Origin of the sequence: Psychrobacter sp. TB67 (assembly GCF_000511065.1) — a bacterium.
Classification (GTDB): Bacteria; Pseudomonadota; Gammaproteobacteria; order Pseudomonadales; family Moraxellaceae; genus Psychrobacter; species Psychrobacter okhotskensis.
In genome coordinates this window covers 19,756-36,323 of sequence record NZ_AYYA01000044.1, presented here as the reverse complement: position 1 = coordinate 36,323, position 16,568 = coordinate 19,756, and the positions used below count along the sequence as shown (strand labels likewise).

Sequence of the window (16,568 nt, the reverse complement as noted above, 5' to 3'; positions counted from 1 at the left end):
ATTTTTAGTGTTTAGATGAATTATATAGATTTTCAGCCATATTATAGCATTCCTCACAAACTCTAAAAACTCGTCACAATTTCAGGTAGAATAGCCGCCTGTTTTCGCTAAGTTTATTGATTATTCATGCGTTTAAAATCTTTAAAATTGGCAGGCTTTAAATCCTTTGCCAATCCAACAACTTTTACCTTCCGTCATGGCATCACCGCCATTGTCGGGCCAAACGGCTGTGGCAAATCCAACGTCATCGATGCCATTCGCTGGGTGCTAGGCGAAACTTCCGCCAAGCAGTTACGTGGCGGGGCAATGAGTGATGTTATCTTTGCAGGAACGCAAGATAAATCCGCCAAAAGTGTTGCCAGTGTCGAGCTGACTTTTGAGCATACGCAAGACGAGCAGACGGGTATTCGCCATGAGTTTAATTTATATCAAGAGCTGTCAGTCCGCCGACAGGTAAATAAAGAGGGACGCTCAGACTACTTTATTAATGGCACGCGCTGCCGTCGCCGTGATGTAGTTGATGTGTTCTTGGGAACTGGGCTTGGCGCGCGCAGTTATGCGGTTATCGAACAAGGTATGATTGGGCGAATTGTTGAATCTAGCCCCATGCAGCTGCGAGAGTTTATCGAAGAGGCGGCAGGGGTTTCGCGTTATCAAGCGCGCCGCGAAGAAACGCAAAAAAAGCTAGAGAAAACTAAAGATAATTTAGCACGTCTGCATGATATGCAAAGCGAGCTGATTAGCCAACAAAAACGGTTATCTAAGCAAGCAGAAAGCGCTCAGCGTTACGAAGAGCTAGCGTTAACACTTGCTGATATCAAGCAGCAACTTGCCATTCAGCAACTGTATCAGGCCAAGCATAATCAGCAGCAGCAAAAAATATCTCATGAACGTAGCGCTAATGAGGTCGCCACACTAAAAGCCAGCTATGAGACTCTAAAAGCTAAGCAAGATAAGCTTGCTGCCCATATCAATCAAGAACAGTGGCTAAAAGACGATGCGCAAAGCAGCCATTATCAGCAGCAGCTAAGCTATCAACAAGCTGAGCATGAGCTTAGCGATGCCAAATCACAATTAAACGTTATCGCACAGCAACTTACCAGCTTGGAGCAGCAGCGTGAGCAAGCAGTGGGTGAGATTGAGCGCTTAAAAACCGAACAGGCTAAGCAGCATAATGTGCTAGAAGGCTTGCGACCACAGCTTAGCGAGCTAACCAATAAACGCGATTCGCATAAACGCAACGAGCAACCATTGCAGCGCGCCTACCATGACGCGCAAAATAAGCTGTCACGCCTGCAAGATAATGCGCGTACGCTTGAGCAGCAGCAAGCCATTAATAGCCAAGCGCAAAAACGCCAGCAGCAAAACCATGAGAAATGGCAGCGTCGCCACCAAAACTGGCAGAAACTATGGCAGCAACTACAACAGTCACTAGCACCAGCTGCCAATGCTGACAGGGCTGATGGTGATGGGCAAGAGCAGGCTGATGCGAACAATTTGCAGCGCCCATTAGAGATGCAAGTGACTGAGCTGAATAAGCAGTTGCAGCAGATTGAGCGTCAACAAGATAGCGTTGATGAACGACTGTCTGAACTACAACCGCAAGCCCATGATTTACAACAACGCTTGAACATGCAGCAACGCGAGTTGAGCGAGGATGAAAAACGTCACGCAGTTTTGGCAGGTGAGTACGATACTCTACATCAGATATTGCATCCAAAACCTACACAACAGCAATCAGCAAAGTCGAAAGTTACTGCGACAGATAAGACGGATAGCGATGGCATACATCATCAGCCGTTAGCCATTGCAACGCTACGTGAGCAGATTGAACTCAGCGCAAAAGGGCAACAGCATGCCGAGTTACTCGATAGCGTATTGGCATTATGGTTGGATAGTCATGTGCTGATTCCTAAGCAAGCCAATCAACCAAGCGTTGATAACGCGAGTGATGACTCTGAGCAAACAAATAGCTTATGGCAAGCGCTTGAGCATGACTTAACGGATTTGTTCACTTATCAGAATGCGCAAAACGAACAGATTAATAAACAGGACAATTTTTCAATAGAAAATGGTCATAGCCTGTGGCTATCTGCTAAGCAAAGTGATGTAAACGCAAAGCCAATTGTTAGCGAATTGCCTGACGGTTTGACTGATACAATACTGCCTTTATCACAGCTGATTACTGCACCTAACTTAGCGCTTTGGCAGCAATGTTATTTATATGTCGCACAATCTGAGGTCACTAATAATCAGACTCTTGACGCGCTCGCTGATATTCTGAAAATATTACCATCATCAGCAATTCTGCTAACCTCTGACGGTTGGCTTATCAGTCGTCAGGGTACGATGAATCTAAGCAAGTTTGCTGGCGCGCAAAATGGTCAAAATGAGAGCAATAGTCAATTTTTAAGCCAGCGCTTACAGCAGCGTAGTCGTTTGCAAGCGTTAGAAGCGTTGCTTGATGAATTTGAAGGCAAAATACAAGATCAACAAAAGACCATCGCTAATAACCAGCGCAACTACGATGCGTTAACGATCAGCTTAGAAGAAACTCGTGCGCAAGCGGAGCAATTGACCCGTGATAAGCATCAATATCAGCAGCAGCTTACCACTCAGCGCGCCAACGCTGAACGTCTACAAGCAGACAGCCAGCGTCTAAATGCTGACAAAGAAGCCCTTGAGCAAGAGCAACAAGAGCTTGAGCAAGAATTGCAAACCCTCAATCATGAGCAGCAACATATCCAAAGTGAGATAGCGGCGCTAACGCCGCAAATATCTGATGCCCGTGCGACCAGTCAGCAATTACAGTCCGAGCGTAGTGAGCTCGCCCGCACACGTCAGGCAGATGATGACGCTTGGCAAGCATTGCAGCTTCGTATTCAACAAAGCGAGATGCGTTTAGAGCATAGCGTGAGTAGTCTTGCGCGGGCAACTGCGCAACATGATAAATCGCTACAAAGCGAACAAAGTCTAAAGGCGCGTCATGAGCAGCAGCAAAGTAAACTGCCCGCACTACAAGCAGCATTGCAAACAGCACAGAAAGCACGCGATGAGCAGCAAGTAGTATTAACAACACGCGAAACCGCATTGAACGTGCTTAAACAAGAGTATAGTCAGCAGCAGGTCGAGCTAGATACGCTACAACAGTCATTGCAAACACAACAAAGTGAGCTTGCACGTCTTGCCACCGATTTGGCTCTAAGCATGGCACGGCTAGAGGATGCTAGCAGCCATACCCAAGAAGCGCTAGATGCTTATGATAAAGTTAGCCATAAATATCAAGCGCAATCGGAGATGTCGCAGCAGCCACAGCATAAGCAACAAGTAATGAGCGTAACAAACTTATTAGCAGATTTTATCGCCCATGATCGCCGTGTACGCCCAGATAAAATCGCAGAATTAGAATCTGAGCGTAATAAGCTTGAACAGCAACTAAGCAAAATAGGCGCAGTCAATCTTGCCGCAGTGGCAGAGCTTGCGGAAGTTAATGAGCGTTTAGAGCCACTTGCGCAGCAAACAGCCGATATTGCTGCGAGTATGCAGACGCTGACGGAAGCGATTGCCTCTATTGATGAGACCACCAAAACGCTATTTATGCAGACGCTTGATGCGGTCAATAACGAGCTTGCCAATTTGTTTGCCAAAGTCTTTGGCGGTGGACAGGCCAGCCTAACGTTAAATACTGACGACATGCCTGCTAATGCACTAAAGTCAGAACAGTGGCGGGCAGGGTTAACCTTGATGGCGCAACCAAAGGGCAAGCGTAATAGTCGCTTGGCCGTACTCTCAGGCGGTGAGAAAACTTTGACTGCGCTAAGCTTAATTTTTGCGATATTTAAGCAGCATCCAGCGCCGTTTTGTGTACTTGATGAAGTTGATGCGCCACTTGATGATGCCAACGTTGCTCGCTTTACCAGTCTCATTCATGAGTTGGCAGACGATTTGCAGTTTATTTTTATCAGCCATAATAAGCTGACGATGCAGATTGCTGATGAGCTAAAAGGTATTACCATGCCAAACGCAGGTATTTCGACTTTAGTCAGTGTTTCACTTGATGAAGCGGTGCGTTATGTAGAAGGTTAAGACTAAACAAGTTAACATTGAACAAAATGATGTTTCACAGAATGATGTTGACGCTACTATTAGCATGGTCACTGATAGCAGTGTTACTGATTGGCTATAATAAAATTGCACGCCACAATCGTTGCAAACGACTCAAATAAAGCGTGCTGACTATAAAATACACAATGTGGTGACGACATGGGTCAGCCATGCTAGAATATTGCCATTTATGCCTTCTTATGTATTCCCTTTTATCATAGTTATTAGGATATATTTCTCATGACCGCTATTCAGTTTATATTGATTGCCATTGCCGCGTTTATCGTGCTCGCAGGGCTGTTTATGGTCATTCGCAGCTTTAAGCGCCGCAAAACGGCTGAGGCTGCCGCGGTCAATTATGATAAAAACGGTATTCCTATCATACCGCGCCACGAGCGTAATATCGTCGATGAGCCAGACTTAGAAGATACCGTCGCTGGCGAGACTAGCATCGGTCCTGATCGCAGTTATTTGGATGCCGTCGTCGAAGAAGAACCTTTGACCCAGACGCATACCACTGTCGATACGCAGTTGACCGCTGGGCGTGGTGAGACTAATGACGTTAATCATGACGTGATGGCTGATACCGATTATGCGCGCTGGCAGGACGAACAACAGCGTAGCGATAATAGCGAGTTTGCAGAAACGGCGCAGCAGATGCAAATCGAGCAAGAGCCTGATGCCTTTTCTAGCCTGATGTCGGCGACTGACAATTTGATGCCGTCGATTGATACGGCAGAAGAGCCAAGCTTTGATAATAATAGTCCGATATTGGATCAGCATCTGTCAGAGCCTGTTGATGAAGCGCAAAACGGTCCATTGATTAATGCCAAAGACAATATCAATATCACTATTTTGCCGCATCAATACCGTGACCGTCCAACAGCAGTGATACGTGGTCGCGATTTATTGGCGTTAATCGATAAATATGGCTTACGCTATGGGGCGATGAATATGTTCCATCGCTACGAGCAAAAAGACGGCACCGGTATGCTGTGGTTTAGCATGATGGGCATCACCGATAGTGGCATCGCACCTTTTGACCCGCATAGCGTGGCGACCAATACCTATAATGGCGTGGTAGTGTTTTTATCGTTGCCGCATCCGCAAGCGCTGCGTAGCTTTGATAGTATGATGAGCATTGCCTATATGATGGCAAGTGATTTGGACGCGATTATGCTCGATGAAGAGAACGAACCAATCACCCCTGAATACAAGCAGCAACTGCGTAATCAAGTTCGTGATTATGAGGGTTAGCAGCTTAAAAGCTACGAAAGTTAAAATCTGCTTAATAGCAGAAATCATAAAAAGGGCAAATAGCGATTAACGTTATTTGCCTTTTTTAATGGACTTTAGTTTCTGCAAAATTCTAACCATAGATAGTAGACTGAGCGAGCCTGACACAGTATTTGATTTATATAGGATTGACTATACCGAGCTTCCTACAAACTTGTTATCATATCGACATCTTGAATGACAAAAAAGACCCCGACTATGACTGACGCTACCTCACCAAATAATTCTAAAAACCTATCTGCTCAAGTACAGAGTGCAACATCTAATATATCCAGTCCGGCCGATGACGGCACAAACAAGAATACAGAAATTGTCTCGCAAATGCGGTCATTTATTAAAGCTCTGAAAATACTCAATCACGCTTACTATGTGCTTGATAGTCCACATATGGAAGACAGCGAATACGACAAAATGCGCCGTGCCTTAATTGAATTAGAAGAAGCATATCCGGACCTTATACAACCTGACAGTCCGATCAATCAAGTTGGCGATAGGCCGCTCTCAGCCTTTACCCAAGTCACGCATGACATCCCCATGCTATCGCTCGGCAATGTCTTTGAGTATGATGATTTGCGCGATTTTATGCGCCGTGTCAATGATCGCCTAAGTGACGCGCAGCAAAACCCTGAATACGAGATGGAGCTAAAGCTCGATGGACTGGCGGTCTCACTGAAGTATGAGCACGGCAAATTTGTCAAAGCGGTCACACGCGGTGATGGACAAACAGGGGAGGACATCACTCAAAATGTCAAAACCATTCGTAATTTGCCATTATGGATCGCGGATGCCGCTGATATCGAGCTATTAGAAGTACGCGGCGAAGTGTTGATGCCAAAGGCAGGGTTTGAGCGCCTTAATCGACTTAGCGAGGCGAACGAAGGTAAAACCTTTGCCAATCCGCGCAATGCCGCTGCTGGTAGCTTACGTCAGCTTGATCCCGCCATAGCCGCCAGTCGTCCACTGGCATTTTACGGTTATTCGGTCAATCAAGGCTTGCCTACAAGTATCGATACTCAATCAGGAGCGCTGGCGTGGCTCACTGAGCTTGGATTTACCGTCAGCGCAGTAAGGGTAGTTGATACTCCACGAGAGGCACAAATTTATTACGAGAAAGCGATCGAAGAGCGAAACCAATTATCCTATGAAATCGATGGTATGGTCATCAAGGTAAACAGCCTTGTGCTACAGCAGCAGCTTGGGTTTTTATCGCGTGAACCGCGCTGGGCAACGGCCTATAAATTCCCCGCCGAAACCGTCATGACGCGTCTCAACGATATCGAATGGCAAGTCGGACGCACAGGTCAAATCACACCAGTCGGCAAGCTCGAACCCGTCAAAGTCGGCGGCGTCACCGTCAGCAATGTCACCTTGCATAACTTTGGCGAGATTCAGCGTTTAGATGTACGTGCAGGCGATATGGTCAGCGTGCATCGGGCAGGCGATGTCATCCCTAAGGTCACCCGCGTGTGGCACGAGCAGCGCCCAGCCGATAGCGAGCCAGTCACCCTACCTTCGACTTGTCCTGTCTGCGACTCGCCTGTCATCCTACCAGAAGATGAAGCATTAGCGCGCTGCACAGGCGGACTGTTTTGCCCCGCGCAGCAGACTGAGGCGCTCATTCACTTTGTTTCACGCCGTGCCATGGATATCGATGGGCTTGGCGCAAGTTGGCTTATTAGCTTCTTTGAGCATGGTTTGGTCAAAACGGTTGCTGATATCTATCAGCTGCACAATCATGCAGATGAGATGGTCACCTTTGAAAAACTGGGTGAAAAATCAGTACAAAACATCATCAGCGCCATTGAGGCTAGCAAACATACCACGCTGGCTCGCTTTATTTACGCGCTAGGTATTCGTGGCGTTGGCGAAGGTACGGCACAGAACTTTGCCCAGCAATTTGGTGACTTAGATAGTCTTATGGCGGCCAGTATCGAAACCCTGATTAAAACGCCAGATGTTGGCGAAATCACCGCCGAGCTGACGTATAAATTCTTCCGTGCGCCGCACAATATTGAAGTCATCACCGCGCTGCGTGAAGCAGGCGTGCACTGGGATAAGGTCGAGCAGGTCGCATCAGAAGGACTACCGCTTGATGGGCAAACATGGGTTATCACGGGTGCGCTCGATAGCATGGCGCGTGATGAAGCCAAAGCCAAACTACAAGCGCTGGGTGCAAAAGTCTCAGGCAGTATATCGGCAAAAACCACTGCGCTACTAGCAGGGGATAAGGCTGGCTCTAAGCTCACCAAAGCGGAAAAACTGGGTGTGAAAGTGGTGAGTGAAGATGAGTTCTTGGTGTTGGTTCGGAAGTAGAGCAAGTAGAATTTAGTTTACTAATGAAGCTATATTAACTAAGATATATTTAATAAACATTTATTCGCCTAGTATACTAAGAGTAAGGTATATTTACTTACATGGATTATAGATTAAATTTGATAGGAAGATAAAGTGAGTGATAGAAGTGCTATTCATACAATAAAAGGTTATTTTTATCAGTTTGACTATACTATTCTTCAAATTCTTAATCAGGAAAATATAAGAAACAGTCTAACTGTCGAAGCAATAGAGGATCTTGATATCGAAACAGCAGATGAAAAAACTGCTATACAATGTAAGTATTATGAAAAAACTGAATATAATCATTCAGTTATTGCTAAACCTATTCAATTGATGCTAAAAGATTTTATTGAGCGAAAAAGAAATGGTAGCCAAGAAATTAGGTACAAAATTTATGGTTACTATAAATCTGGACAGGATAAGCTGATAGAGCCAATTAGTGTAGACTTTCTTAAGTCTACATTCCTTACTCATCAAAAAGATAAGGTTGAGTATAAACATCATGAAATACTTCAAGCTAAAGATAATGAACTCGAGCAATTCATTTCAATTTTAGACATTGATATTGATGCTTCTGAGTATACCCATCAATTAGAAATAATCGTTAAAAAACTGATAGAGATATTTGACTGTGATATTTTTGAAGCTGAGCATTATTACTACAATAATGCTTTAAACGAAATAAAGAAACTATCTATAGAATCCAAGATTGATAATAGAAAGACTTCAAAATCAAGTTTTCTAGAAAATATTGATAAAAAACAAGTAATATTCAATAAGTGGTTTCTTCAGCTAAAAGGAAGGGAGAAGCATCTAAAAAACTTAAGAAATAGATTTTTTTCGAGTCTTAATGTTGAGTGCTTTAATAGGTTTTTCCTAATTGAAGTTGATATTGATAAATATAATAGATCAGAGTTAATAGATTTGATATTAGTTATTTCTAATAAATATAGCAAGGTAACTAAAAGAACACCTGAGAGGTTTTGTCCGTTTATTTTTATAAGCAAACTGAATGAAACGGAAATTATTGAAATAAAAGAATATTTGAGAAACTCAGGAAAATTATGTATTGATGGTTATGACTTTCAAGGAGCTAATTTTTCAACAAAATCAATGCTAAAACCTATTAGCTATGAAAATCCAATACATATAAAATTTTTGAATAATAGTAAAGACTTAGAGGCTATGGTAGAAGCTAGTAATAAAATAGTACATATCTATCAATTCTATTTACAGCAACCATTTTTCTACTATGAAAATGATAATATGAAACATATTAAAATTGAACTAAAGGAAATTAACGATATTAAGGAAGTAATCTGATGAATACAGCAGGCATTAATGCTATTGAAAAATTAAACGCTGAAGTTATTGCAGTATCTCCAGATAAAGTAAAGATTTCTGTAGACGACTTAAAAGCTTTTAGTCTGGCTGATGAATCTCTTAAAGTCGGTTCCTACCTAAGAATCTCCGATAATGAGAATGTAGTACTCATTGGTATCATTGAAAATTTCTCAATTGAAATAACTGATGATGGTAGACGCAGTTACTTGTTAGAAGCTCATCCATTAGGTATCATCAAAGATGATAAGTTTATTCGTGGTGGAGATTCAATAGCTATTCCACCAAAAAAAGTTGAACCTGCTACTGTTGAAGATATCAAAAAAATATATGAAAATTCTGTAGAAATAGAAAGTAATTTTTGTTTCTCTAAATTGTCCTCAAATCCAAATATAAGTGTACCTGTAGATGGTAATAAGTTTTTCAATAAACATATCGCTATAGTTGGTTCAACAGGATCAGGTAAGTCTCATACAGTATCTACAATACTTCAAAAAGCTATTTCCCAAAAAAGCGGAGATTTTGAACTAAATAATTCTCAAATAATTATTTTTGACGTTCATTCTGAATATAAATCTGCATTTCCTAATGCAAATGTCTTAGATATAGGAAGCTTGGTTTTACCTTACTGGATGCTCAATAGTGATGAGTTAGAAGATCTTTTCTTGGACACAGAGGCTAACGATCACAACCAACGTAATGTTTTTAAACAGGCAGTCGTGAATAACAGAAAATTTCACTGTGGCGATCCTTTGAAAAAGGCTAAAATACACTATGATTTCCCATCTTTTTTTAACTTAGACCAAGTACTGAATTATATTAGAAATAGGAATGATGAAGGAAAAGATAAAGACCATAGAATAATTTGGGAAAAACCTGATGGAAACTCATTTGATTTTTCAGAAACTACAGAATTCGAACTTTTTAATGATGACGTTAAATGTGTTACTACCACTGCTAGCGGAACACTAAATGGAAAGCTAATAAATTTTTTGAATAGACTGGAAAGCAAAATAAATGATAAAAGATTGGATTTTATTTTAGGAGAAAAATCGAAAGAAATAAGCTTCGAAGAAACTTTAAAGCAGTTAATGGGTTGTTCTGGAGATAGTATTTCGAATGTAACAGTTCTTGATTTAAGTGGTGTTCCTTTTGAAGTTCTTAGCGTTACGGTCTCTCTAATCTCTAGAATTATATTTGAGTATGGGTATATTTATAAGCGTCTAAGATGCGATATAAATCCTAATGAAACTATTAATAATGATGTTCCAATTTTGTTGGTTTACGAAGAGGCACATAAGTATGTTCCAAAAAGTGACTTAGTTAAATTTCGTGCATCTAAGCAATCAATAGAGAGAATCGCAAAAGAAGGTAGAAAATATGGTATTTCTCTACTTTTAGCTAGTCAAAGACCATCTGAAATATCTGAAACTATTTTTTCACAATGTAATAATTTTATCGCAATGAGGCTAACTAATCCTAATGATCAGAGCTATGTGAAAAAGCTCCTACCTGATACACTGGGTAATTTGATAAATATGATGCCTGCTTTTAAAGCAGGTGAAGGGCTATTGTTAGGTGATGCAGTTGTGCTACCTTCAATTATTCAAATCGATAGATGTATAAATCCACCTTCGTCAAATGATATTCCATATTGGAAGCTATGGAAAGAAGAATGGAGAGACTTAGATTTTGAAGCTATAAAACAAGAATGGTATAAGTAAGTTATATTTCAAATTAATTTTTTAATTTAGAATTGGATGTAATATGGGTTAAATCAAACCCATTCTACTCATTCAAGATTTGTCCAATTTCTATTCCACCACCTCCCTATGCCCCTTAACCTCACCCTTCTTACTATCTGGCTGAATCACGATAGGTAATACCAATCCCTTAGCAAAGTCATCGGACAGCACATAATCATAGCTGCTGGCAGCGACCTCAGGCGTGGTATGAATGATAAGTGTCATGTCTTTATCATCGGTCAGCTCGTGTGAAAGATAGGTCTCACTCAGCTGATCCAAAGCTTTGGATAGCGCCTCGTTGCTTGCCATACTTATCGTGAGGTTATGTTGAGCGGTCGCAGCATCCACTTTGAAGTAATCCGCATAATCACGGACGTTTTGACTATCGAGCGCAAACGGATACTGATAATTGGTGGGATCAGCAGGCTTTTCATCACTCGCGACCAACGACCAGTCGACAGTATGGACTGCTGGCGTTGAGGTTTCTGCTGTCGTCACGGCTGGCTGGGAGGTTTGTTCGGTGGTCTCAGCACTGTTGTCGCAGCCGGTTAACGCCCACATACTGGCAGTAGTCATTATTAATGTACTCATTAAGCGCTTAACCATCGACGTATCCTCTTTATTATTGGATGAGCATTTTATATATCAGTCTTTTTATAACAGTGCTTTCTATATAAGGACTATTTTGACAGCTTTCTCACTGCTTCACTAGCGAAATGCAGCAAACGCGCGCTTGTTATGAAAATATCAAAACAATCGGCATATTTTTAAAAAATGCGCACAAAAAAACAGCCACCATATGATGACTGTTTATAGTATTGCTCAGTTTAATAATTGTAGGTTTATCATTATTAATGAACGATTAAACCAAAATTATTATCTGCCTATCTGACAGTTTACTTGATATTCTTTACCGTCAGCCCACTTCATGGCAAAGATACCTTTATCGCCTTTCATGTGCCATGCATAGACGACTTCTGAGTTTGATTCGTTGACATAGCTCGCGGTGTCACCTTGGACGCCACCATTTAAGATGATTGGTTGGTCGGCCCAGTTTACTTTAGGTAAGGTCGCGTTTAGCATGACTTGCTTTTTATTAATGGACTGTTTTGCCATGATTTTACTGTCGTCAGTACAGGTATAAGGGGCTGGTGCCATACGATCATAAGCGGCGTTAGTGACACTTTCTGAAGCAGGCGTATTTGATGACTCTGGCGTAGTAGGGACGGTGGTGGCACAAGCGCTCAATAAGGCAAGGGCAGGTAGGGCAGTCGCGAATTTAGTTAAAGTATGCACTGTTTTCTCCAAAAGTAGCTATTATGATAATTTGTCTAGGGTTATTTATTTGTTCTTAATAATGCGTTAAGCATATGACGTCATGGTAGCGAAAACGTGGTCAGAGCGGTGTTAGAAATTGTTTGTTACCTGTTAGCTTTCTTACTTAACCGATGACTAATGTAATTTATAGTCTGAGTCGTCCGTTATTTAGATAATTGAGTAACCTAGCCAATAAAAATCGCCCATCAACGATTAAGCTGATGGGCGATTTTTATTAATAACGAGCGTTGAGCTGTCGCAAACCAAGCTTAGTTTATAACCTTGGTTTGCTAATATAATTACTTTGTTTTGCGCGGTGGCAGACCCGTATGCTGCGTTTGGAAGTTGCCTTTGCTCACTTGCTTCTTGGTGTTTTTTACAGCGCTCGAGCTATTATTGGTGCGCTTCACCGAATCATTACCTAGGCGGCTGTTCTTTTTACGCGCTGATTGATAGCTGTCTTGTGCCGCATCACGACCTTCTAAGCTGGCGTTAAAGGGCGGAATCAAGCAGCCACGGTTTTTGCCAATCAAGTCACTACGGCCCATGTCTTGCAGTGCTTTACGCAATAATACCCAGTTCTTTGGATCATGAAAGCGCAAGAACGCTTTGTGCAATTTTCGCTGCTTGCCCGACTTGACGATATCCATGTCACCTTCACTGCGGCTAATCTTATGCAGCGGATCTTTATGCGTATGATACATGGTGGTCGCCGTTGCCATCGGACTCGGATAGAACGCCTGCACTTGGTCAGCGCGATAGCCATGACTTTTTAGCCACAGCGCAAGATTCATCATATCTTCATCTTTGGTGCCCGGATGGGCGGCGATGAAGTAAGGAATCAGATATTGCTCTTTGCCTGCCTCTTGGCTGTACTGCTCAAACATGGCTTTGAATTTATCATAGCTGCCCATGCCCGGCTTCATCATCTTTGATAGCACGCCTTCTTCTGAGTGCTCAGGCGCGATTTTTAGATAACCACCGACATGATGGCTGACCAACTCTTTGACATATTCAGGGTCTTTTACTGCCAAGTCATAACGCAAGCCAGAAGCGATAAGGATTTTTTTCACGCCTTTGATATCACGCGCTTTACGGTATAGCTTGGTCAAATTACTGTGATCGGTGATCAGGTTTTCGCAGACGTCAGGATAGACACAAGATGGCTTGCGGCAATTCTTTTCAATGGTATCGTCTTTGCAGTTTAGACGATACATATTAGCCGTGGGTCCACCAAGATCCGATATCACCCCAGTGAAGTTGGGTGCGGTATCACGAATCGCTTCCACTTCACGCAAGATAGACTCTTCTGAGCGGTTTTGGATAATGCGGCCTTCGTGCTCAGTGATCGAGCAGAAGGTACAACCACCAAAGCAGCCACGCATGATATTGACCGAAAACTTAATCATGTCATAAGCAGGGATGCGTGCATCACCATAGCTCGGATGTGGTAGGCGTGCATACGGCAAGTCAAATACGTAATCCATCTCTTCGGTTGAGAGCGGAATCGGTGGTGGATTGAGCCAAACGTCAATAGAGGTGTGTGAGTTGCCAGCGCCGCTACTATGACGTTGCACCAGTGCGCGGGCGTTGCCCGGATTGGTCTCCAAATGTAAGATACGACTCGCATGAGCATAGAGCACAGGGTCAGATTTGACGTGCTCATAATCAGGCAGACGAATCACGGTTTGCTCACGCGGCGGCATTTTAAGTTTATGCTTGCGTGCTGTCATCGGCTTATTAAAGCCACGCATTTGCACGACTTGCGTTTCTTCATCGACTTGATGCGCATTGATAATTTTATTGGTAACTGGTTCAGACACAAAGCCGGGATACTGTGAAGCCATTCCTGACAGCGCTTGCCCAACGGGCGAGTCGCTCGGCTTTTCTTGCTCGATTGAGCATTGATCCACGTCTTCGGTCATGACGTATGGGTTGATAATCGGATCAACACGGCCGACAGTATCGACATCGTTACTAGCGACTTCGGTCATATCCGCTTGCCAATGGCGGCGCGTCGGGGTCAACAGATAGGACGTACCACGCAATTTGCTCATTTGCTCAAAGCTATAGCCTTTCGACAGACCATGTACCACATCGACGATGGCACGCTCAGCATTACCATACAATAAGACATCGGCACGGGCATCGAGCAATATGCTGCGGCGAACTTTATCTGACCAATAGTCATAGTGGGCGATACGGCGTAGACTGCCTTCGATACCGCCCAAGATAATCGGCACATCAGGATACGCTTCGCGGCAGCGCTGGCTATAGACGATAGCGGCGCGGTCAGGGCGTTTATTGGCGACGTTGCCTGGAGAGTACGCATCATCGCTACGAATCTTGCGATCAGCGGTATAACGGTTAATCATGCTGTCCATATTGCCCGCCGTCACACCGTAAGCATAGACAGGTTTGCCCAGTTCCATAAAGGCATCTTTGCTCTTCCAGTCTGGCTGGGCAATGATACCGACGCGGAAGCCTTGTGCTTCTAATAAGCGGCCGATAATCGCCATGCCAAAGCTTGGATGGTCGACATAGGCATCGCCTGAGATGATGATGACGTCACAAGCGTCCCAGCCCAAATCATCCATTTCTTTACGGCTCATCGGCAGATAAGGCGCAGGCTCGTAGCAGCTCGCCCAGTGTTTGTCGTAGTCGTAAAGTGGCTTGGTGCCTTGTTTAAAGGCGGTGCGGGCGATGGTATCGGCAGACATGGGCAGACCTGTTAATTAAAAAGTGGCACTAAAAATAAGCCGTTATTGTTATTCATTAACAACGGCTCATTTAAAAGCGCTCATTTTAACATGAATCGCACTCATGATGCGACCTATTCTATGATGGGCGATTAATGATAAGTTATTGATAGTGTAAGACAATCTATGAATAAAAAGGCTTTTAGAAACCAACCATCTTTTCGTTCTAAATCATCGTTTATAGTAAGGAATTACTACTCTAATAACTGGAATGGGAAAGTCACCACATCAAATGCTAGGGCGAAAGGCAATAAAACTAACTTTTGAGCCGTATTCGTACCACTACGAGTGACTTGGTCTTGCTGCGTTTGTGTATGGAAGCTGACCATATAAGGCTTGCTTAAAGCGCGATAATTCGACTGAATTAGGCTTAAATTACTGACTTGTGGATAGATAGCGCCTTTGACAGGGATACTAAAACAAAAGCGCTGAGCGTTCATGCGCAGATCGCTGGCGGAGGTGCATTCGCGGCCACTATTTTGTAAAAAGAACTGATAGTCAGAACGCTTAAATTCATCCTTTAATTTGGCGTAAGACAGCTTCATTTCTCCCTGAAAATACCCATCATTATTGGGCACAGCAAAGCTCATGTCATTATCGACTTGGATGTTCTTTGGCGTCAGATTGGTGAGCAAATTGACCATTTCTGTCCCGCCTTGGGTCAGCACGTAGCTGTTCTTTTCACCGACGATCACCATGGTCGCATTTGGCGTTTTTGGCAATGCTTGCGCAGGACGACCAAAAGCCACGATTTGGTCTTCAGACAACACACTCTTAGTCGTGGTTGTGCTGACACGGTTATTGTCTTCTAACAATGAACTGGTGGCACAGCCTGAGCTGGCGAGCAATGCCGCGAGCGACGCCCCTGTTATCACTGTTTTAAAACTTAATGCTTTTAGTGCTGGATTATCACTTTCTTCTTTTTTAAGGGCACGGGTACTTTTAGTCATACTACGACTTCCTTGTCTACTGTCAATGGACTATTGAGGTGGCAATTATTGTTTACTGCCAGACTTTCGTTGATATCGTACCTTTTTTAGTAGTAACTTATCTACTTTTAATTAACTCAATAAACCAATGCTTGTTGAGATTGCTAATCAAGCAAAATCTTTGTCCCACTTTTAGTAAAATTCATCACAAATTGGCTTTTAAAGTTGCGTACATTGTTCTCATAGGTGAGCAGACCAGTCGTGAATCGATGATAATCGCTCATATTTCTGGCATTGACCATCAACATAAAATCCGCATCACCGGACACTTCATAGCAGCTCATCACTTGTGGCTGCGCATTCATCAAGCGCTCAAATCGATGTTGCATCGAGGTATTTGAGCGCGCCATCTCTATCATTACCACGGCAGTCAGGCCGTAGCCAACCTTATTTGGATCCACTATAGCGACTTGCTTAGTAATGACGCCATTGCTTATTAATGCTTGGATGCGGCGTTGGGCAGTAGCGATAGACACATGCACTTGTTCTGCCACCGTTTTTAATGGCAAGGTCGCATCATCTTGTAGCAAATTTAAAATCGCTTTATCGATATCATCTAAAATTTGGCTCATTGTATGCTCTCTTCTAAAAAGTATTTTTGTTAAAGATTTTTATAATTATTATCACTATAAGTCAAAATTTAAGGAAATATTTGGTTTTGAGAGTCATAAAAGATAAAT

At 43.0% G+C, this 16,568-nt stretch carries 10 protein-coding genes; 5 read left to right on the top strand and 5 right to left on the bottom strand.

The genetic code is table 11. The features are described 5' to 3' along the window. The first annotated feature begins 126 nt into the window (after window positions 1–126). From W293_RS0106405 to herA, 5 genes are all read left to right on the top strand, one after another. Entirely contained in the window at window positions 127–4,086 is a 3,960-nt protein-coding gene (locus W293_RS0106405) for an AAA family ATPase (protein ID WP_025651642.1), read from the top strand. A 258-nt stretch (window positions 4,087–4,344) separates the two neighbouring features. Beyond that, window positions 4,345–5,361, top strand: a complete 1,017-nt coding sequence (locus W293_RS0106400) for a cell division protein ZipA C-terminal FtsZ-binding domain-containing protein (protein WP_025651641.1) — start codon at window positions 4,345–4,347, stop codon at window positions 5,359–5,361. Between the two features lie 360 nt (window positions 5,362–5,721). Then, window positions 5,722–7,713, top strand: a complete 1,992-nt coding sequence (gene ligA / locus W293_RS0106395) for an NAD-dependent DNA ligase LigA (RefSeq protein ID WP_413771497.1) — start codon at window positions 5,722–5,724, stop codon at window positions 7,711–7,713. Window positions 7,714–7,848: 135 nt separating this feature from the next. After that, a complete protein-coding gene (locus W293_RS0106390) occupies window positions 7,849–9,060 on the top strand; it encodes a DUF4297 family anti-phage-associated protein (protein WP_025651638.1) in 1,212 nt (403 codons plus the stop codon). Next, entirely contained in the window at window positions 9,060–10,802 is a 1,743-nt protein-coding gene (herA, locus tag W293_RS0106385) for an anti-phage-associated helicase HerA (protein WP_025651637.1), read from the top strand. The genes W293_RS0106390 and herA overlap by 1 nt, the downstream gene beginning before the upstream one ends. Before the next feature lie 90 nt (window positions 10,803–10,892). Here the strand turns inward: herA and W293_RS0106380 are convergent, their stop codons facing one another. From W293_RS0106380 to W293_RS0106360, 5 genes are all read right to left on the bottom strand, one after another. Continuing rightward, window positions 10,893–11,414: a hypothetical protein gene (locus tag W293_RS0106380; RefSeq protein ID WP_227502345.1), complete on the bottom strand. Its 522-nt coding sequence runs from the start codon at window positions 11,412–11,414 to the stop codon at window positions 10,893–10,895. 285 nt (window positions 11,415–11,699) lie between these two features. Further along, on the bottom strand, window positions 11,700–12,119 hold the full coding sequence (locus W293_RS0106375) for a hypothetical protein (RefSeq protein ID WP_025651635.1): 420 nt from the start codon (window positions 12,117–12,119) through the stop codon (window positions 11,700–11,702). Between the two features lie 320 nt (window positions 12,120–12,439). Then, window positions 12,440–14,860 (bottom strand): YgiQ family radical SAM protein, encoded by a 2,421-nt coding sequence (locus W293_RS0106370; protein WP_025651633.1) that lies wholly within the window; start codon window positions 14,858–14,860, stop codon window positions 12,440–12,442. A gap of 233 nt (window positions 14,861–15,093) precedes the next feature. After that, window positions 15,094–15,849, bottom strand: a complete 756-nt coding sequence (locus W293_RS0106365) for a hypothetical protein (protein WP_025651632.1) — start codon at window positions 15,847–15,849, stop codon at window positions 15,094–15,096. Between the two features lie 143 nt (window positions 15,850–15,992). Then, entirely contained in the window at window positions 15,993–16,460 is a 468-nt protein-coding gene (locus W293_RS0106360) for an Lrp/AsnC family transcriptional regulator (RefSeq protein WP_025651631.1), read from the bottom strand. Between the last annotated feature and the right edge of the window lie 108 nt (window positions 16,461–16,568).